The organism is Streptococcus sp. 27098_8_74 (assembly GCF_041431705.1).
Taxonomy (GTDB): Bacteria; Bacillota; Bacilli; order Lactobacillales; family Streptococcaceae; genus Streptococcus; species Streptococcus salivarius_E.
In genome coordinates this window covers 1-20,655 of record NZ_JAPVYF010000032.1, presented here as the reverse complement: position 1 = coordinate 20,655, position 20,655 = coordinate 1, and the positions used below count along the sequence as shown (strand labels likewise).

Here is a 20,655-nt window from a genome sequence, read left to right as displayed (position 1 = left end):
ATAAATAAGGTTGGGTGATTCCCAACCTTTTTGTTATGAAATGATAGCAATATGGTTATTCCTTGCAATGGCTTTTGAGCTATGCTATAATATAGGAAAATAACGAAAGAGAGGCGGAGTAGAAACTTCGTCTCTTGTGTGTGTAAGGAGGTCATAATGTCGCAAAAAATTATTGATCTCGTGACGGCAGTCGTAGCTCCAGCTATTCCTGAGCCATACGAACTGGTCGATATCGAGTACGAAAAGCTTGGCGGTGACTATGTCTTGTCAGTTTTGATTGATAAGCCAGGAGGTATTACTGTAGAAGATACTGCAGACTTGACTGAAATTATCAGTCCCCTCTTGGATACTATTCAGCCTGATCCTTTCCCGGATCAATACATGCTGGAAGTTTCTAGTCCAGGGTTAGAGCGTCCCTTAAAAACCAAAGAAGCTTTGACAAATGCTGTTGGTCAGTATATCAATGTTAGTCTTTACAAGGCTATTGATAAGATCAAGATTTTCCAAGGTGACTTGGTGGCCTTTGATGGGGAAACCCTAACAATTGATTACCTTGATAAGACTCGCCATAAAACTGTTGAGATTCCCTATCAAACAGTTGCTAAAGCTCGTTTGGCAGTCAAACTCTAAAACTATTAGTGTAAATAAAGAAAGGATGCCAGTTTTGGCCTTTAGAGGTTAAAACAACAAAGAATATGAGCAAAGAAATGCTAGAAGCCTTCCGTGTCTTGGAAGAAGAAAAACACATTAACAAGGAAGACATCATTGATGCCGTGGTTGAATCGCTTAAGTCAGCCTACAAGCGTCGTTATGGTCAGTCAGAATCAGCTGTAGTTGAATTCAATGAAAAAACAGGTGATTTTCAAGTTTATACCGTTCGTGAAGTTGTAGACGAAGTCTTTGATAGTCGTTTGGAAATTAGCTTGAAAGATGCCCTTGCTATCAGCTCTGCTTACGAACTTGGCGATAAGATTCGTTTTGAAGAGTCAGTTGATGAATTTGGCCGTGTTGCAGCGCAATCTGCCAAACAAACCATTATGGAAAAGATGCGCAAGCAGATGCGTGAAATCACTTATAATGACTATAAGCAACATGAAGGTGAAATCATGCAAGGAACAGTTGAACGCTTTGACCAACGTTTCATTTATGTCAATCTTGGAACGCTCGAAGCTCAATTGTCACGCCAAGACCAAATTCCTGGCGAAAGCTTTAAGTCACACGACGTCATCGATGTTTATGTTTATAAAGTTGAAAACAACCCTAAGGGTGTTAACGTCTTTGTAAGCCGTAGCCATCCAGAATTCATCAAACGTATCATGGAACAAGAAATTCCTGAAGTATTTGATGGAACTGTAGAAATCATGAGCGTGTCTCGTGAAGCTGGTGATCGTACCAAAGTTGCTGTTCGCAGTCATAACCCTAACGTTGATGCTATTGGTACTATCGTTGGTCGTGGTGGAAGTAACATCAAGAAAGTTGTCAGCCGTTTCCACCCAACACGTTTGGATGCTAAGACAGGAATTGAAGTTCCTGTTGAGGAAAATATTGATGTTATTCAATGGGTTGAAGATCCAGCTGAATTTATCTACAATGCTATTGCACCGGCTGAAGTGGACTATGTTCTCTTTGACGAAGATGATAGCAAACGTGCGACAGTAGTTGTACCAGATAACAAATTATCTCTTGCAATTGGTCGTCGTGGACAAAACGTTCGTTTGGCAGCTCATTTGACTGGTTACCGTATTGACATCAAGTCAGCTTCTGAATATGAAGCACTCGAAGCTGAAAAAGCTGAGGCTGCTACTGAGGAAGTTGTTGACGAGATTGTTGCAGAAGATGCTACACCTGTTGAAGTCACAACAGAAGAAGTAATTGAAACAACAGAAGCAGAATAAGAAGAACATAGAGGTGTTTGATGGCTAAAACACGAAAAATACCTTTACGCAAATCAGTTGTCTCAGGAGAAATCATTGATAAACGTGATTTGCTCCGCATCGTAAAAACTAAAGATGGTGAGATTTTCATTGATCCAACAGGAAAGCAAAATGGCAGAGGTGCTTACATTAAACTAGATAATGAAGAAGCTCTCCAAGCTAAAAAGAAACGTGCTTTTAACCATAGTTTCTCAATGGATGTTCCTGAAAGTTTTTATGATGAACTCATTGCTTATGTGGATCACAAGGTCAAAAGAAGAGAGTTAGGTCTTGAATAACACAGAAAAATTGTCAAATATGTTAGGACTGGCACAAAGAGCTGGAAAACTTATTTCTGGCGAAGAACTTGTCATCAAGGCAGTTCAATCAGGGCAGGCGAGACTAGTTTTTCTTGCCAATGATGCTGGTAGTAACGTGACTAAAAAGACGACTGATAAATGTAACTACTATAATATAGAAGTCTCCACAGTGTTTAACGCACTGGAATTAAGCATGGCTATTGGTAAACCAAGAAAAACGGTTGCTGTAGTTGATGCTGGATTTTCAAAGAAAATGAGGACTCTTATGGAATAAAGAATAGGAGGACATCACGTGTCAAAGAAACGATTATATGAAATCGCAAAAGAGGTTGGTGTAGAAAGCAAGGTTGTTGTTGCAAAAGCTCAAGAACTTGGTCTTTCTGTGAAGAGCCATTCCTCATCAGTTGAAGAAGCTGATGCTAATCGTATCACTTCAAGTTTAAAAGGGGGAACAGCTAAGGCTGAAAGCAAGCCAGCTCCTAAAGCGACACCAACTCCTAAAGAGGAAAAGGTAGCGCCTAAGGTTGATAAGGTACCTGTTGCCAAATCAGCTCCAGCTAAAGAAACATCAAAGGCTGAAGTCAAAGAAGCCCCTGCGACTCCGAAAAAACCACAAAGCCGTAATTTTAAGGCAGAACGTGAAGCACGTGCCAAGGCAGAAGCAGAGCGTCGTCAAAATGTCGGAGGACGTGACAACCGTAATCGAAACCGAAATCAACAAGGAAACGATCAAGGTAAACGTCAGAATAATGATCGTCGCAACCAAAATGGAAATGGTCAAGGAAACCGTAACAATGGGAACCGCGATAACAATAGTAATCGTGACCGTAATTTCCAAGGCAAACAGCGCAATGATCAAGGTCGAAATAAACGTAACGATGCTGCCCGCAACAATCAGGCAGGACCACGTATTGACTTTAAAGCGCGTGCAGCAGCCTTAAAAGCAGAGCAAAATGCAGAGTACTCACGTCAAAGTGAAACACGCTTCCGTGAGGAAAAAGCTGCAGAGCAACGCCGTGCGAAAGAACAGGAAAAGGCAAGAAAAGAAAAACAACAGGCTGAAGTCGCTGCTCAAAAAGCAGTTGCTGAAGCTAAGCCAACTCCAGAACCAGCACCGGCTGCTCAACCAGCTCCAGCTGCGCAAGCACAAGATACACGTCGTAAAAAGGCACGTCCAGATAAATCACGTGATAATCGTCGCGAGAATGAAGATGGACCTAAGCAAACAAGAAATAATAAGTGGAATAATCAAAACCAAGTGAGAAATCAACGAAATAGTAACTGGAACAAAAACAAAAATAAAAAAGGTAAAAATAACCGTGGTAATTCAGCTCCAAAACCAGTAACAGAGCGTAAATTCCATGAATTACCAAAAGAATTTGAATACACTGAAGGCATGACGGTTGCAGAAATCGCAAAACGTATTAAACGCGAACCAGCTGAAATCGTTAAGAAACTCTTCATGATGGGCGTTATGGCAACTCAAAACCAATCTCTTGACGGGGATACCATTGAGTTGTTGATGCTTGACTATGGTATTGAGGCAACCAAGAAAGAAGAAGTCGATAATGCTGATATCGAACGTTTCTTTGTTGACGAAGATTACCTTAACAAAGATGCTATGGTAGAACGTGCACCAGTTGTTACTATCATGGGACACGTTGACCATGGTAAAACAACCCTTCTTGATACCCTTCGTAACTCACGTGTTGCGACTGGAGAAGCTGGTGGTATCACACAGCATATTGGTGCCTACCAAATTGAAGAGGGTGGTAAGAAAATCACCTTCCTTGATACTCCAGGACACGCGGCCTTTACATCTATGCGTGCCCGTGGTGCTTCTGTTACAGATATTACTATCTTGATTGTCGCTGCGGATGACGGTGTTATGCCACAAACTATTGAAGCCATCAACCACTCTAAGGCTGCTGGTGTTCCAATCATTGTTGCGATTAACAAGATTGATAAACCAGGTGCTAACCCAGAGCGTGTAATCGGTGAATTGGCAGAGCATGGCGTTATCTCAACTGCATGGGGTGGGGATAGCGAATTCGTTGAAATTTCAGCGAAGTTTGGTCAAAATATTGAAGAATTGCTTGAAACAGTTCTTCTTGTGGCTGAAGTGGAAGAACTTAAAGCTGACCCAACAGTTCGTGCCATCGGTACCGTTATTGAAGCGCGTTTGGATAAAGGTAAAGGTGCGGTTGCAACCCTCCTTGTTCAACAAGGTACCTTGCATGTTCAAGACCCAATCGTTGTTGGTAATACCTTCGGACGTGTCCGTGCTATGACCAATGACCTTGGTCGTCGTATTAAGACTGCAGCACCATCAACACCAGTTTCAATTACTGGTTTGAACGAAGCGCCTATGGCGGGTGACCATTTTGCCGTTTATGAAGACGAAAAAGCAGCTCGTGCAGCCGGTGAAGAACGTGCCAAACGTGCCCTTATGAAACAACGTCAACAAACACATCGTGTTAGTCTTGATAACCTCTTTGATACCCTTAAAGCTGGTGAATTGAAGACTGTTAATGTTATCATCAAGGCCGACGTACAAGGTTCTGTTGAAGCCTTGGCAGCATCACTTCTTAAGATTGATGTTGAGGGTGTTCGTGTTAATGTTGTTCACTCAGCAGTAGGTGCTATCAACGAATCTGATATTACTCTTGCGGAAGCTTCAGATGCTGTTGTTATCGGATTTAACGTTCGTCCTACACCACAAGCACGTCAACAAGCGGAAACTGATGAAGTTGAAATTCGTCTTCACAGCATCATCTACAAGGTTATCGAAGAAATCGAAGATGCCATGAAAGGGATGCTTGATCCTGAATTTGAAGAAAAAGTCATTGGTGAAGCTATTATCCGTGAAACCTTCAAAGTTTCTAAAGTCGGAACAATCGGTGGGTTCATGGTTACTAGTGGTAAAATTACTCGTGATTCAAGTGCCCGTGTGATTCGTGATGGTGTCGTTATTTTTGATGGTAAATTGGCAAGCTTGAAACACTTTAAAGATGACGTTAAAGAAGTCGGAAACGCTCAAGAGGGTGGTTTGATGATTGAAAACTATAACGATATTAAAGTTGATGACGTTATCGAAGCTTACATTATGGAAGAAATTAAACGTTAATTTTGTTAGCTTTTAAGAAAGCTTACTTAGGAGACAAAGCTAGGTCATCTGGCCTGGCTTTTGTTCCATCATAATAAGAGAGAAAGGATAAGACTATGGGAAATTCATTTCGTGTAGACCGTGTTGGTATGGAAATCAAACGTGAGGTCAATGAAATTCTTCAAAAGAAAGTTCGTGATCCACGCGTGCAAGATGTCACTATCACAGATGTACAGATGCTTGGTGATTTGTCAGCTGCTAAGATTTTTTACACCATTCATTCAACCTTGGCCTCAGATAACCAAAAAGCACAAACTGGTCTTGAAAAGGCTACTGGGACAATCAAGCGTGAACTTGGTAAAAAATTGACTATGTATAAGATTCCGGATTTGACCTTTATTAAAGATGAGTCTATCGAATACGGTAATAAAATTGATGAAATGCTTCGTAATTTGGAGCGTAAAGACTAAGAAAAAATTCCTGTCAGTTATGGCAGGAATTTTGCGTTATAATAGAATAAAAAGGAGGACTTCAATGAAAGTAACGGTCTATTTGGGTGCTAATATGGGTGATAATCCTAGCTTTAAGAAAGCAACAATTGCCTTGGGTCAGTGGATTGCTAAAAATGGGCATACCCTAGTCTATGGTGGCAGTAGGATGGGACTTATGGGAGTTCTTGGTGATACGGTTTTGGAAAATGGTGGACAGGCTCATGGCATTATGCCACAATTCCTCAAAGATAGGGAGATAGCTTATGAGGGGTTAACCTCAATGACCATAGTAGAAACTATGGCAGAACGAAAGACTGCCATGCTAGAGCAAGGAGATCTCTTTATCGCCCTTCCAGGAGGTTTAGGGACACTGGAAGAAATCTCTGAAGCTATTGCAGCTGCTCGAGTCGGTAAGTTGGACAAACCCTGTGTTTTCTTCAATCTCAATGGCTATTATGATGCTATGAAAACGATGTTAGATACCATGGTTGCTCATGATTTTTTGGAGGCTGAAACAGCAGCAAAATTCCTCTTTACAGATGATTTTTCAGAAATTGCAGCTTTCGTCCAGTCCTACACGCCTCCTCAATTGAGACGTTATCGGTAGTATTGCTTTAACTAAATGCTTACAAATATTTCTTAGCGACTTCTATATCGCCAGCATAGTTATCACGTTTCCCATTTACGATTTGGAAAGCATCAGCACCTTTACCGGCAATAACCACAGCATCTTTGGAGTCTGTAGTCTCAGATATTGCTGTTTTGATTGCTTCTTCTCGATCAACAATGATACGTACCTCACGGTTGATGTGACTGGCAATTTCTTGACAGATAGCAAGAGGATCCTCCTTGTTAGGATCGTCGGCTGTTAGGAAGACATCAACATCAGGGTAGGTATTGAGGACATGTCCGAAGTCTTTACGACGACTTTCACCTTTATTTCCAGGAGCCCCTAGAATTAGGCTAATATGGCCATCTTGATGGCTGGTTACGACTTGTAAGAGCTTATCTAGGCTATCTCCATTGTGAGCATAGTCCACAAAAACCTTGGCTCCTTTAGTTTGTGTAAGAACTTCCATACGCCCTGGAACAGAGGTCTGAGCAATCCCTTCTTTGATGTCTTGAAGGCTAGCTCCAAGACGTAGGCAGGCTAGACCTGCAGCCATAGCATTGTCCTGGTTAAAGTCACCGATAAGTTGGATATCATAGTCGCCGGCTAATTTCCCACTTGCCTTAAAGCTAAAACCTGAGCCATGTTTAACAGCATTGTCGGAGTTTTTACCATAGAAGTCATGCTCTTTATCTGCAACTTCTTCAGCAATAAAATCAAAGTGATCCATACCGCTATTTACGATAACAACTCGACTGTTTTCCAAGAGGAGACGCTTATGGTAGAAGTAGTCTTCAAAGGTTGGGTGTTCAATAGGCCCAATATGGTCTGGGCTGATGTTAAGAAAGACACCTACATCAAAAGTCAATCCATAGACACGCTTAGTCAGATAGGCTTGACTTGAGACTTCCATAATCAGATGGGTCATGCCATTATCAACAGCTTCAGCCATCATACGGAAAAGGTCCAAACTCTCAGGTGTTGTTAAGGTAGACTTGAAGAAGTTTTTTCCGTCTAATGTCGTGTTCATGGTTGAAAGCATAGCAGGTTTATGACTTTGCTTGAGAATATTGAAGGCAAAGTAGGCTGCTGTTGTTTTCCCTTTTGTCCCAGTAAAAGCCAGCAATTTTAGTTTGTCTTGGGGGTATTGGTAGAAGGCCTGAGCAACGAGGCTCATAGCCTGCTTGATATCTGTTACGATAATGACAGGAATTCCCACTTGATAATCTTTTTCAGCCACGTAGAAACTCAAGCCAGCTTTGACAGCATTCTCTAAAAATTCAGGCTTAAAGGCAGCCCCTTTGGCAAAAAAGAGGGAAGATGGTGTGACATCACGACTGTCGTAAGAAAGATGATCAAAAGTCACTCCAGTCCATGAATAGTAGTAGTTATCTTGGTCAATAATATCTCGAAAATTACGGTCCTTTTTGAGAACCTCTAGAACTTGTTCAATAGTAATCATAGTTCCTATTTTAGCCTTAATGTTCTTGTTTTACAAGTCACAGCCAAAAGTTTATAATAAACTAGATTATATTTTATTCTCTAGAAAGAAAGTTATGACTGAAACTAAAACTGACACACAGCAGCAGCAGATGCTAAGAGGGACGGCGTGGATGACAGCATCCAATATTATCAGTCGTCTATTAGGGGCACTTTACATTATTCCTTGGTATGCTTGGATGGGTAAACAAGGCGACCAAGCCAATGCCCTCTTTGGTCAAGGGTATAACATTTATGCCCTTTTCCTTTTGATTTCTACAGCAGGGATTCCAGTCGCAATTGCCAAACAGGTGTCTAAATACAATACTCTTGGAAAGATGGAGACGAGTTTCTTCTTACTCAAGCGTATCTTGTATTACATGATTGGTCTCGGACTGATCTTTGGCGTTTTCATGTACTTTGCTTCGCCGTGGATGTCTTACCTTTCTGGGGGAGACGAGGATCTGGTTCGCGTAATGCGTAGTCTCTCTTGGGCAGTTGTTATTTTCCCATCTATGTCTGTTTTACGAGGCTTTTTCCAAGGCTTTAACAACATGAAGCCTTATGCTTTAAGTCAGATTGCGGAGCAGATTATCCGTGTTATTTGGATGCTGTTGGCGACCTTCTTCATCATGAAAATTGGGACAGGCGATTATGTGACAGCAGTTGTCCAATCGACTTTTGCCGCTTTTATCGGTATGTTGGCTAGTTATGGGGTGCTTTTCTTCTACCTTTGGAAGGAGGGCAAGCTCAAGAGTCTTTTTGGCAAGCAGGCTGTTCATCCAGATATCAATCCGACTGCAATTGTTATTGAAACCTTTAAGGAAGCTGTCCCTTTTATTATCACTGGATCTGCTATTCAGCTTTTCCAACTGATTGACCAATGGACCTTTATCCGTACTATGGAGAAGTTTACAAGCTATAGTAACAGTCAACTTCAGGTTCTCTATGCTTACTTGTCTTCAAACCCAAGTAAGATTACCATGATTTTGATTGCCGTTGCTCTTTCTATTGCTGGGGTTGGGATTCCACTCTTGACTGAAAATATGGTTAAGAAGGATTTGAAGGGAGCGGCTAAGTTGATTATCAATAACCTACAGTTGCTTTTGCTCTTTATTGTTCCTGCCATTGTAGGATCAGTGATTTTAGCAAAACCACTCTACACAGTTTTTTACGGGGCACCAGATAGCCAGGCCCACTTGCTCTTTGTAGCCAGTCTGATTCAAGTTATTTTCTTGGCCTTGTATAGCGTTTTAGCACCTATGCTTCAGGCAATCTTTGAAACCCGTAAAGCTATCAACTATTTTGCGATTGGGGTTTTAGTTAAGGGAGTCTTACAGTTACCATTGATTATTTTCCTAGGAGCTCTTGGACCAGTTATTTCAACAGCCATCGGCTTAGGTGTTCCAATTGCTCTGATGTATAATCGCCTCCACACTGTTACGCACTTTAGTCGTAAGACAGTGTTTAGAAAAGCCTTACTCATCTGTATCCTTACAGTGCTCATGGCTATTCCAGTTGCAGTCTTCTATGGGGTGTTCCAGTTTGTACTTTCACCAACAAGCCGTGTGGGCAGTGTGATTTACTTGATCATTGGAGGAGGCCTTGGAATTGGTGTCTATGGCGTTCTTGCTCTTGTAACTCGTATGGCTGACCAATTGCTTGGCACCCGAGCAGCTAGCCTACGTGCTAAATTACATATTAAATAAGATTTAAACCAAGTCGTGTAGCTTGGTTTTTTCTTATCAACATTTTCTGAAAAAGGAGTATAATAGGGGTGAAAAAATGAAATCGTTTTAATGATTTAGAATCGAGGAAAGGACTATGACTGATTCTAGACAAGAAAAGATAAAATTAGGGACCTATCCTCCTGAACAAGTTTACCAAGTCTTGCAAACAAGCCGTCAAGGTTTGAGCTCACAAGAGGTTAAGGAGAGGCAGGCGACTTATGGACCTAACCAATTGAAGGAAAGTAAGAAGGAGCCTCTTTGGCTGACCTTTTTCAGACATTTTACCAGTCTCATGGCCCTCTTATTGTGGGTCGGTGGCTTTATCGCTATGCTCTCTCATAGCTTGGAGTTGGGGATTGCAATTTGGTTGGTCAACATTATTAATGGTCTCTTTAGCTTTATTCAAGAATATAGAGCAAGTCAGGCTACGGCAGCTCTTAACAAGCTTCTTCCATCCTATGCGCGAGTTCTTCGTGATGGTAAGGAGGACAAGATTCTAGCTCAAGACTTGGTGCCAGGTGACCTGGTTTTCATTGAAGAAGGAGACCGTATTTCTGCAGACGGACGCTTGGTCGCTGTGACAGATTTGCAGGTTAATCAATCGGCCCTCACTGGTGAGTCTAATCCTATTTATAAGTCAGATCAAGCAGATTTGACTCCCGACAAGACTGAGTTAGAATATGACAATATGGTATTTGCAGGGACGACAGTCTCTTCTGGTTCTGGACATTTTATAGTATCTGCTATCGGTATGAAAACTGAGTTTGGACAAATTGCAGACTTGACGCAAAACCTAGCTCAGGAAAAAAGTCCACTGCAAAAGGAACTAGACCATTTAACCAAACAGATTTCGGTCATCGCAGTATCTGTAGGTCTCTTCTTTATGGTGGCAGCGACTCTATTTGTCCATCAGCCTTTGTCTCAAGCCTTTATTTTTGCATTGGGGATGATTGTGGCCTTTATTCCAGAGGGACTTCTTCCCACAGTTACTCTCTCTCTAGCCATGGCAGTTCAGCGTATGGCTAAGGATCATGCTTTGGTTAAGAAGTTGTCTTCGGTAGAGACGCTAGGAGCAACTTCTGTTATTTGTTCGGATAAAACAGGGACTTTGACGCAAAATGCTATGACGGTTAACCACCTGTGGACCTTGTCAGACAGTTATGGGGTAACTGGGCTAGGTTACGCACCGGAAGGGCAGATTGAGCAGGAAGGACAACCTGTTTCTCTTGAAGAAAATGAGCTCCTTAATCGTTTGGTCCGATTCTCACATTTGGCTAGTAATGCTCAAGTTGTAGCTCCTAATGCTGATAATCCCAATTATACGATTTTAGGTGATCCGACGGAGGCTTGTCTTAATGTTCTCGCTGAAAAAGCAGGAATTAATTTAAATGACAATCATACTTGGGCCCCTCGCATCAAGGAAATTCCCTTTGATTCTGATCGTAAACGGATGACAACAGTGCATAAGCTTGAGTCAGGATTGGATGGTAGTTATCATATATCTATCACCAAAGGTGCTCCAAAAGAAGTGATGGAGCTTTGCTCAGATTACTTTGATAATCAAGGGATGATTAAATCATTGACAGCTACTGAGCGTCAGGCTATCCTTGCGGCTAACGATAAGTTTGCCCGTGATGGTCTACGTGTTTTAGCTGTGGCCTATAGACCTTTAGATAGCGAGCATATTGGAGAAGACCGGTGGGACATGCAGACCCTGGAGGACAATATGGTCTTTCTAGGCTTGGTTGCCATGAGTGATCCGCCACGTCAGGGTGTGCGTGAAGCCATTGAAAAATGCCATAGAGCTAGTATTCGTATTATCATGGTGACAGGTGATTATGGTTTGACAGCTCTTAGCATTGCCAAGAAAATCGGAATTGTACAAGGGGACGATGCACGTGTTGTTTCAGGCCTTGAACTGGCAGACATGGATGACAATCAGCTTAAAGAAGCTCTTAAAGGCGAAATCGTTTTTGCTCGTGTAGCACCTGAACAAAAATACCGTGTGGTCAATGCCCTTCAAGAACTTGGCGAAGTTGTCGCTGTTACTGGTGATGGTGTTAATGATGCCCCTGCCCTTAAAAAAGCTGATATCGGTGTAGCTATGGGGCTATCAGGAACTGATGTTGCCAAGGAATCTGCCGATATGATTTTAACAGATGATCATTTTGCTTCTATTGTTCATGCTGTCGAAGAAGGTCGTGCAGTTTATAGAAATATTCAAAAATTCCTGACTTATATTTTTAATTCCAACACACCAGAAGCTGTACCCTCTGCTTTCTTCTTGTTCTCTTTGGGACGTATACCTCTTCCCTTAACGGTTATGCAAATCCTAGCCATCGACCTGGGAACAGATATGATGCCTGCTTTGGGGCTAGGGGTTGAACCGCCTGAAGAGGGCGTTATGGACAGACCACCAAGACGTCTTTCAGATCGCTTGCTCAATCGACAATTGTTGATTAAGGCTTTTGTCTGGTATGGACTGATTGAAGCAGCCTTAGCTATGGGGGCTTTCTTCCTTAATTATTGGGTTAATCAAGGTAACTTAAACCATTTGGCCAGCTCAGGTCCTCTCTATCGAGAGGCAACTACCATGACCTTAGGAGCTATTATCTTTACCCAAATTGGTATGGCTATGAATAGTCGTAAAGGTAGAGGGTCTATATTCCAAGTTAAACCATTTGCTAATCGGATTATTAGCTTAGGGATTGTTTTAGAAATTGTTCTCTTTATCATCCTGTCTTACGTGCCTTTCTTCCACACGCTATTTAACACTGCACCTATTGGACTTGATGATTGGCTCTATTTACTTGCTTGTCCGTTTGTTATTATGGCTTTGGAAGAAATCAGATATCGCTTATTTGATAAAAAGTAAGTCAGTAGCTTACTTCGGATTGCAGCGAGACTTTTAAATCATTTCTTAGTGCTTGAAACGATGATGTTTCAGGCACTTTTTGATGCTTGAAAATCTACTTTAGACAATCTCAAAAATTGGCCTTATTTTAAATTAGAGTCAGTATCTATCTGTCTTTTTAGGTTATAGAAATAAACTATAACTAACTATCAAGAATCCGTATGATGAACTTACCATTATTTTCAGAAAATAGTGATAAAATAGAGGTCATAGATATGGAGTATATCCACTTTACCATGTAGAAAGGGCGCATTATGACACAAGAATATCAATTAGAAACCATTTTGGCACACGCAGGAATCAATTCGGATGAAGCAACAGGAGCCTTGGCTTCACCAATTCATTTTTCAACAACTTACCAACATCCAGAATATGGCCATTCTACTGGTTTTGACTATACACGAACTAAAAATCCAACACGCGCAACAGTGGAAAAAACACTTGCAGCTATTGAAAAAGCAGATTATGCTATTGCGACAAGTTCAGGGATGAGCGCCATTGTTTTGGCCTTTGAAATTTTCCCAGTAGGTAGCAAGGTTGTAGCTGCGCGTGACCTTTACGGAGGTTCTTTCCGTTGGTTTAATGACAAGGAAAAAGAAGGGCGTTTCTTTTTTGAATACACAAATACAGAAGATGAGATGATTGCGGCTATTACAGAAGATACCGATATTGTCTACATCGAAACACCGACAAACCCACTTATGATTGAGTTTGATATTGAAAAAGTGGCCAAAATTGCTCATGACAAGGGTGCGGTGGTTATTGTTGATAATACTTTCTATAGCCCAATCTATCAAACTCCGATTACTCAAGGTGCTGATATCGTTGTACATTCAGCTACTAAATACCTATCAGGGCATAATGATGTTTTGGCTGGTGTTGTTGTGACTAGTAACCAAGAATTCTACGATAAACTTTATTATAACCTCAATACTACGGGTCCTACCTTATCACCATTTGATAGCTATATGCTCATGCGTGGTCTTAAGACCTTAAAACTTCGTATGGAGGCATCGACAGCTAATGCTCAAGAAGTTGTAGCTTTCTTAGAAAAGTCACCGGCTGTTAAGGAAGTTCTCTATCCAGGCAAGGGTGGGATGATTTCCTTCAAAGTGGGTGATCAAGACAAGATTCCAACCATTATCAATTCTCTAAAGGTCTTTACCTTTGCGGAGAGCCTAGGTGGTGTCGAAAGCTTGATTACCTACCCAACGACACAAACCCACGCAGATATTCCAGGTGATGTACGTGCTTCCTATGGTTTGACAGATGACTTGCTTCGTCTTTCAATTGGTATTGAAGCAGCACAAGATTTGATTGCTGACTTGGAAAATGCCCTTAGTCTTTAAGGAGTTATCTATGACACGTTATGATTTTACAACACAACCAAATCGCTTGAATCAAAACACCATGAAATGGCACGAAGCTGAAAGTAATCCAGAACTCCTTGAGCTTTGGGTTGCTGATATGGACTTCCTACCTGTTCCTGAGATTAGGGATGCAGTCATCAACTATGCTGAGACACATATTTTTGGTTATCCTTATCCAAGTGATGAGCTTTATCAGTCCATTATTAATTGGGAAAAAAATCAACATGGTTACGTCGTTGATAAAGAGAGTATTGTGCTCATTGAAGGTGTTGTCCCAGCCATTTCAACAGCTATTCAAGCCTTTACGAAAGAAGGCGATGCTGTTCTCATCAACACACCAGTTTATCCGCCTTTTGCTCGTTCTGTCCGTTTGAATAATCGTCAGTTGATTGAGAATAGTCTTGTTAAGGTTAATGGGCATTTCGAAATTGATTTTGAACAATTGGAACGTGATATCGTCGATAATGAGGTTAAACTTTATGTTTTCTGTAGCCCACATAACCCAGGTGGGCGTGTCTGGACTAAGGAAGAATTGACCAAGGTGGCAAACCTCTGCCAAAAACATGGTGTCCTTTTAGTATCGGATGAAATCCACCAAGATTTAGCCTTATATGGGAATAAGCACATCTCCATGAATACCATTTCAGATGCTTACAAGGACTTTACCTTGGTGCTTAGTTCGGCCACTAAAACCTTTAATATTGCTGGTACCAAAAATAGTTTTACCATCATTGAAAATGAAGCCTTACGTAAAGCATTTAAACAAAAGCAATTGGCAAATAATCAACATGAAATTCCAACCATTGGTTTGATTACAACGCAAGCAGCTTTGACCTATGGGAAACCTTGGTTAGAGGAATTGAAGACTGTCTTTGAAACTAATATTGACCTTTTAACCAAGGAACTTAGTGAAAAGACTAATATCAAAGTCATGAAACCTGAGGGAACCTACTTGGTATGGCTTGATTTTTCAGCGTATGATCAAGATCACAATGAACTTGGACGTTTGCTTAAAGAAGAAGCCAAGGTAGTGCTAAATGACGGTATTACCTTTGGTTACGAAGGAGAAAAACATTTCCGTTTTAACGTAGCTACACCGACTACTGTTGTTGCAGAAGGGGTGAAACGTCTCGTTTCTGTCTTTGGAAAATAAGAAAAGTGATGCAAATAGCATCACTTTTCTTATTCTTATGAGTGCACATCGTAGATTTTCAAGTTTAGTAGAAGGTTTTCCTGAGTGGAGAAGATCTTGACATCCTGTTTGCCAGAAGTATTAAACCTAGCTAGAGTGTAGGTTTGGCCATTTGGAAAGAAGATTTCCAAGCTACGATTGTCTGTAATAAGCGTTATAGTAATATTATCAGTTTCCTTATAGCGACTGTCAGCTTGATAACCTTGACCATTTCCCAAGAGTCCATCGTAATAGTAAGAAGAGGCAGTTTGGCTACCATCCATGCTGTTGTTCAGTTCAGCAGCATAAGCAGAGACCTGATAGGTACCACCTGTTATTTGGTAGGCGATTTTAACGTAATCAGAGCCTTGCCAGATATCAATGTAGATATAGCCTCCTTCTTTCTTAATATTTGAAAAATGCAGTTGGTAATACCCTGCACTATTTTTTCCAGCCAGGTCAAGAAGGCCATTCGCATTTTGATTGTGACTTTTATCAATCCAAGGTTTTCTATTGTCACTGGTGAGAGGTCTTTGACTTGAGATGTTGCCATTTTGATTTTGGAGGGTTAATTGTTCATTCTTATAAAAAGGAGTAGACTGAATAATACCGTCCTTATCCAGTTGTAACTGTCTAGGTGTAGTGTAAAAACCAATAGTTTTTAGAAAATCACTCTTGGCCTCTTGGTCACTGTGAATGCCTGACGTGAAGTAGTTCCAATTACCAACCCAGCCAAGACTGATAAGGTTATGATTGCTTTCTTCGATTTGATTGCTTCCAGTGAAGTTAGCGCCATAATAGTCTGAGCCTTGATCTAAGCGTTTCGTTTCTGTGTCTGCAATAAATAAGCCGTTATCATCTAAATGCCCTACAGTATAGTAGGTTCCAGTTGTTTCACCTGAGGCTGTATCCTTAGCTCCAAAAAAGAGAACTTGCTTGTCCCGACCATCAGTTGTTGTCATTGTTTTTAGAACGGGACACTCGATAGGAGCGTTGTCCTGCCAGTTACGACCCTTAAAAAATGTTTCGGGTAGGATTTTGGAGTCTCCCTTGCTATCTGCTTTGGTCCAGTTGATACCATCTTGAGATTGATAAACACCTAAGGCGTCACCTTCAGCGATATACATGAGTAATTTGTCTTTGAAGTGGAAGACATAAGGATCGCGGAAATCTTTACCGTTATAGGATTGTTCCTTTGTCAATAAAGGTTTACCATCTTTTAAGGCTTTAGTAAAGCTAGCTCCCTTGTCGTTTGACTCACTAGCATAGATTGCCTGGCTTCCATCATCCATGAGCCCTGTAAAATAGGCGACAGGTTCTTCGTTTTGGATACCAGAAATCCCCTGACTATCTGTGACTACACTCCCTGTCCAAGCAGAATGCCATCCTTCTTTAGAGTCACCACCCTTTGCTGGTATAGCAGTCTCTTGTTTACTATAGGTGATAAAATCTTTAGTCGTTGTATGTGTCCAATCTTGACCGTTAGGTCCAAAAGGATCAGTAGCCCCATCTACAGAATGTAGAAAATAGATATCATAGTAGTTTCCTTCTTGATTCCACACAATAGTCTGTAGGTCGTTAGACCATCCTTTATGAGATGCTAGATGAAAGTTTTGACTCACAGAAGCTTTATTTGTTTTCGGGGAAGAATTGTTAACGCTCTCATTTTTTATTATAAAAACAAAAAATAAGATTAAAAAAATAAGAATAAAGATTAGAGGAGGATATTTTGATTCCATATAGTGATAATTCCTGATTAAATTGCTTTTTATATAGTTATTATTTTAACAAAAAAATAGTTTTTTACAAAAAATATCAATTTGTCATTAAAAAAAGATTGGAATTTAGATTAAAAAATGATAGAATAAAACATGTGAAAACCTAAAAGGAGAGTTTATATGGACAGTACAGTTAATTCACAGTCAAATACAGTAGCACCTAAGCAAGCAGAGTGCAAAAAGATGCGTTATAGCATCCGTAAGGTAGCCACAGTAGGGGCAACATCAGCACTCGTTGGTACCTTGGCATTTTTGGGTGCCACTCAGGTAAAAGCTGATCAAGTTACAGAAACAGTACCAGCTGTAGCTACTGCGACAGCAACACCAGAAACAAGCACAGCATCTCTAACGGTAGCCAGTGAAACAGCAACAAGTGTGGCAACTTCAGAAGCAGTTGAATCTTCAGTTGCACATTCAGAGGTTGCAACTACACCAGTTACAGAGACACAACCAAGCAACACAACTCCATCAGTAGTCGAAGAAAAGGCGTCTAGCACAGTAGTGACATCTTCATCAGATGCAACAACACCTTCAGCAACTGTTGCTGCGGTTTCTGCTCCAGCTCATACATCAGAGGCTGCAGTAGAGGCACCAACTTCAACAGCAAGCTCAGAAACAGCTGATACACACACTGAAGTAGCCCTTAAACCTACTGAAAACAGTGCTGCTAATGCAAACCTTAGCAAACTTAACGGTCGTATCAAGTCTATTGTTGAAGATAATATGACCTCAGATCAAATCGTTGCCTTGACTGAGGAAGAAATTAAAGCACTTAATAAAGTTGACTTTAGCGATGATGCTATCAAGGGTACAGGTACTAGCTTGACTTACCGTAACTTGAAAGATATCGTTGCTAGCTTCTTGAAGCAAGACAGCAAATTGGCAGTTCCTTACTTTAAAGCAGATACAATCATCAATATGCCTGCTTTCAACACTGTTGATGCCCAAACGATGAAAAAAGAAGAAATCGACGTTTGGGATTCTTGGCCAGTCCAAGATGCTGAGTCAGGTGTAGTAAGCAACTGGAACGGTTATCAGTTGGTTATCTCAATGGCCGGTGCACCAAATAAAAACTCAAACCACATTTACTTGCTCTATAGTAAATACGGAGATAATGACTTTACACATTGGAAAAATGCGGGTCCAATCTTTGGTTATAATGCCCTTGAAGATGACCAACAATGGTCAGGTTCAGCGACGGTAAACTCTGACGGTAGTATCCAACTTTACTACACTAAGAATGATACTAGTGGCGGTAAATTGAACTGGCAACAATTGGCTAGTGCTACACTTAACCTAGCTGTTGAAAACGACGAAGTTGTTATTAAGTCAGTTGAAAATGACCACATTCTCTTTGGTGGGGATAACTATCATTATCAAAGTTATCCAAAATTCATGAGTACTTTCAACGACGACCACAACCACGATGGAAATCCAGACCGTACAGATAACTACTGTCTTCGTGACCCACACATCATTGAAGATAACGGTAGTCGCTACCTTATTTTCGAATCAAATACAGGTGACGAAAACTACCAAGGCGAAAAACAAATCTACAACTGGTCAAACTATGGAGGAGATGACGCATTTAACCTTAAGTCATTCCTCAATATTGTCAATAATAAACACCTTTATAACCTTGCTTCATGGGCAAATGGTTCTATTGGTATCTTGAAACTTGACGACAACGAGAAAAATCCATCTGTAGCTGAACTTTATACACCACTTGTTACTAGCCATATGGTTACTGATGAAGTAGAACGTCCAAGTGTTGTTAAGATGGGTAACAAGTATTACCTCTTCACTGCTTCACGTATCAATAAATCTACGGATGCTGAAGGTACTGTGGCAGCGCGTGAAGCTGTCGGTGATGATGTTGTCATGCTTGGATTCGTATCAGACAGCCTCCGTGGAGAATACCGTCCACTTAATGGCTCAGGTGTGGTCTTGACAGCCTCTGTACCAGCTGACTGGCGTACATCTACCTATTCTTACTATGCGGTTCCTGTTGAAGGCTCATCAGATACTCTTTTGGTAACTTCTTACATGACTAACCGTGGTGGAATTGCCGGTGCTGAGAATAAATCAACATGGGCTCCAAGCTTCCTTATCAAGATGAATGCAGATGATACTACAGAAGTTCTTCCTAAGATGACGAATCAAGGTGACTGGATTTGGGATAAATCTAGTGAAAGCTTGGTACACGTAGCCGATCAAAACAGTGCTAAATTGCCAAACGAGGACTTTAATGTAGATTATTATGCGGTATCGGGTTATGGTCTTAAACCACATACTTATCCTACAGTTGATGGTTCAACAGGCGTTTCTGAAGCTCACGGTGTCTTGACTGTAACTGTTAAAGATGGTGAAGACAAGAAGGCAGATAAGCCAGAAACACCAGTAAGTCCAACAGAAGGTAACCATTCTGTTGATGATAAGTCTAACAAACCAGATACACCTTCTAAACCAGCAGACAATAATCAACCATCAACTAATAAAGAAGATAAACCAGCAACGCCGACGAATCCAGATTCTCCAGTTCGTAATCCGTTCCCTTATTTCGCAGACCGCCCATCTAATGATAATAATTCATCAGATGATCATCATGTAGAGGTTCCTGCGAAACCTTCAACAGAGGGTTCTGTTGGTGATCGTCGTCCAGTAGCTCAAGCTACAGAGATTGCGTCACCAGTACCAGAGGCTATTGTAGCAACTGGACCAACTGTTTCAACGACTCCTGTTAAAGAAGAGTCTGTCACTGAAACAGAAGCTCCAAAACCAGCTAAGTCTGAAGAGGAAGTTCAGTCTCACGGAGTCGCTAAAGCTGATGAAGTAACTAAGTCTGATGAGTCAAGTAAAGACAACAATACTAAAGTTGCTGCCAAACTTGCTACGACTCCTAAGACACCAAGTGATTCAGAAGGTTCAAACAGCAACATTCTTTCAATCTTGGCGACTATCTTTGCAGCCATTGCAAGTCTAGCTCTTCTTGGCTATGGTTTGGTCACAGGAAAGATTCATTTGCCTAAAAAATAATCCTTTTCAAAAACGTTTGCAGTAAAGCAAGCGTTTTTTTTGCCTTTTTGATATAATGGAGTGAATATAAAGCAAAGGAAGAAACTATTATGGGTAAATTTCAAGTTATTTCACATCCACTGATTCAACATAAACTTTCAATCCTCCGTCGTGAGGATACTTCTACTAAGGACTTCCGTGAGCTAGTTAATGAAATTGCTATGCTCATGGGTTACGAAGTTTCTCGTGACCTTCCTCTCGAAGAGGTTGAAATTCAAACACCAATTACAAAAACAGTACAAAAACAACTTTCTGGTAAGAAATTGGCGATTGTTCCAATTCTTCGTGCGGGTATTGGTATGGTCGATGGTTTCCTTAGCCTTGTACCAGCAGCTAAAGTTGGTCATATTGGTATGTATCGTGACGAGGAAACTCTTGAGCCGGTTGAGTACTTGGTTAAATTACCAGAAGACATTGATCAACGTCAGATTTTTGTAGTAGACCCAATGCTTGCGACTGGTGGTTCAGCAATCTTGGCAGTAGACTCACTTAAAAAACGTGGCGCTGCTAATATCAAGTTTGTTTGCTTGGTTGCAGCACCAGAAGGTGTCAAAAAATTGCAAGATGCTCACCCAGATATCGATATCTACACAGCATCTTTGGATGAGAAACTTAATGAAAACGGTTATATTGTTCCAGGTCTTGGAGATGCAGGTGACCGTCTCTTTGGTACAAAATAAGTTAAAAAGGGAAAATTT

The 20,655-nt window shown here is 41.0% G+C and carries 15 protein-coding genes; 13 read left to right on the top strand and 2 right to left on the bottom strand.

What is annotated here, in order from left to right:
* Positions 1-156: 156 nt before the first annotated feature.
* The 7 genes from rimP (at position 157) to O3670_RS09780 (ending at position 6,437) form a co-directional block, all read left to right on the top strand.
* Positions 157-630, top strand: coding sequence for a ribosome maturation factor RimP (gene rimP, locus O3670_RS09810; RefSeq protein WP_002883745.1), 474 nt, complete (start codon positions 157-159; stop codon positions 628-630).
* Between the two features lie 65 nt (positions 631-695).
* The gene (gene nusA, locus O3670_RS09805; RefSeq protein WP_002883755.1) at positions 696-1,895 is read left to right on the top strand and encodes a transcription termination factor NusA; all 1,200 of its coding nucleotides are present in this window, start codon (positions 696-698) and stop codon (positions 1,893-1,895) included.
* Between the two features lie 20 nt (positions 1,896-1,915).
* Entirely contained in the window at positions 1,916-2,212 is a 297-nt protein-coding gene (gene rnpM / locus O3670_RS09800) for an RNase P modulator RnpM (protein WP_014633911.1), read from the top strand.
* Positions 2,205-2,507 carry a YlxQ-related RNA-binding protein gene (locus O3670_RS09795; protein WP_002947460.1) on the top strand — a complete coding sequence of 101 codons (303 nt, stop codon included), beginning with the start codon at positions 2,205-2,207 and terminating at the stop codon, positions 2,505-2,507. Before rnpM ends, O3670_RS09795 begins: the two co-directional genes overlap by 8 nt.
* 18 nt (positions 2,508-2,525) lie before the next feature.
* Positions 2,526-5,360: a translation initiation factor IF-2 gene (gene infB, locus O3670_RS09790; RefSeq protein ID WP_371596083.1), complete on the top strand. Its 2,835-nt coding sequence runs from the start codon at positions 2,526-2,528 to the stop codon at positions 5,358-5,360.
* 95 nt (positions 5,361-5,455) lie between these two features.
* On the top strand, positions 5,456-5,809 hold the full coding sequence (gene rbfA, locus O3670_RS09785; protein WP_002883798.1) for a 30S ribosome-binding factor RbfA: 354 nt from the start codon (positions 5,456-5,458) through the stop codon (positions 5,807-5,809).
* Between the two features lie 64 nt (positions 5,810-5,873).
* A complete protein-coding gene (locus O3670_RS09780; RefSeq protein ID WP_371596082.1) occupies positions 5,874-6,437 on the top strand; it encodes an LOG family protein in 564 nt (187 codons plus the stop codon).
* Positions 6,438-6,456: 19 nt separating this feature from the next.
* On the opposite strand, the gene O3670_RS09775 is transcribed toward O3670_RS09780, so the two are convergent.
* Complete coding sequence (locus O3670_RS09775; protein ID WP_371596081.1) at positions 6,457-7,902, bottom strand: UDP-N-acetylmuramoyl-L-alanyl-D-glutamate--L-lysine ligase; 1,446 nt, start codon at positions 7,900-7,902, stop codon at positions 6,457-6,459.
* 94 nt (positions 7,903-7,996) lie between these two features.
* On the opposite strand from O3670_RS09775, the gene O3670_RS09770 reads away from it, so the two are divergent.
* The 4 genes from O3670_RS09770 (at position 7,997) to O3670_RS09755 (ending at position 15,086) form a co-directional block, all read left to right on the top strand.
* On the top strand, positions 7,997-9,628 hold the full coding sequence (locus O3670_RS09770; RefSeq protein WP_060973190.1) for a putative polysaccharide biosynthesis protein: 1,632 nt from the start codon (positions 7,997-7,999) through the stop codon (positions 9,626-9,628).
* Between the two features lie 115 nt (positions 9,629-9,743).
* Positions 9,744-12,524, top strand: a complete 2,781-nt coding sequence (locus O3670_RS09765; RefSeq protein ID WP_371482674.1) for a cation-translocating P-type ATPase — start codon at positions 9,744-9,746, stop codon at positions 12,522-12,524.
* A 293-nt stretch (positions 12,525-12,817) separates the two neighbouring features.
* Positions 12,818-13,912 (top strand): cystathionine gamma-synthase, encoded by a 1,095-nt coding sequence (locus tag O3670_RS09760; RefSeq protein WP_148512948.1) that lies wholly within the window; start codon positions 12,818-12,820, stop codon positions 13,910-13,912.
* 10 nt (positions 13,913-13,922) lie between these two features.
* Complete coding sequence (locus O3670_RS09755; protein ID WP_107372551.1) at positions 13,923-15,086, top strand: MalY/PatB family protein; 1,164 nt, start codon at positions 13,923-13,925, stop codon at positions 15,084-15,086.
* A 35-nt stretch (positions 15,087-15,121) separates the two neighbouring features.
* Here O3670_RS09755 and O3670_RS09750 read toward each other — a convergent pair whose 3' ends face one another.
* The gene (locus O3670_RS09750; RefSeq protein ID WP_148512949.1) at positions 15,122-16,843 is read right to left on the bottom strand and encodes a glycoside hydrolase family 32 protein; all 1,722 of its coding nucleotides are present in this window, start codon (positions 16,841-16,843) and stop codon (positions 15,122-15,124) included.
* Positions 16,844-17,002: 159 nt separating this feature from the next.
* Here O3670_RS09750 and O3670_RS09745 point away from each other — a divergent pair, with 159 nt between their 5' ends.
* Both O3670_RS09745 and upp read left to right on the top strand, forming a co-directional pair.
* Complete coding sequence (locus O3670_RS09745; protein WP_148512950.1) at positions 17,003-19,918, top strand: glycoside hydrolase family 68 protein; 2,916 nt, start codon at positions 17,003-17,005, stop codon at positions 19,916-19,918.
* 89 nt (positions 19,919-20,007) lie between these two features.
* The gene (upp, locus tag O3670_RS09740) at positions 20,008-20,637 is read left to right on the top strand and encodes a uracil phosphoribosyltransferase (protein WP_002883819.1); all 630 of its coding nucleotides are present in this window, start codon (positions 20,008-20,010) and stop codon (positions 20,635-20,637) included.
* The last annotated feature ends 18 nt before the right edge of the window (positions 20,638-20,655 follow it).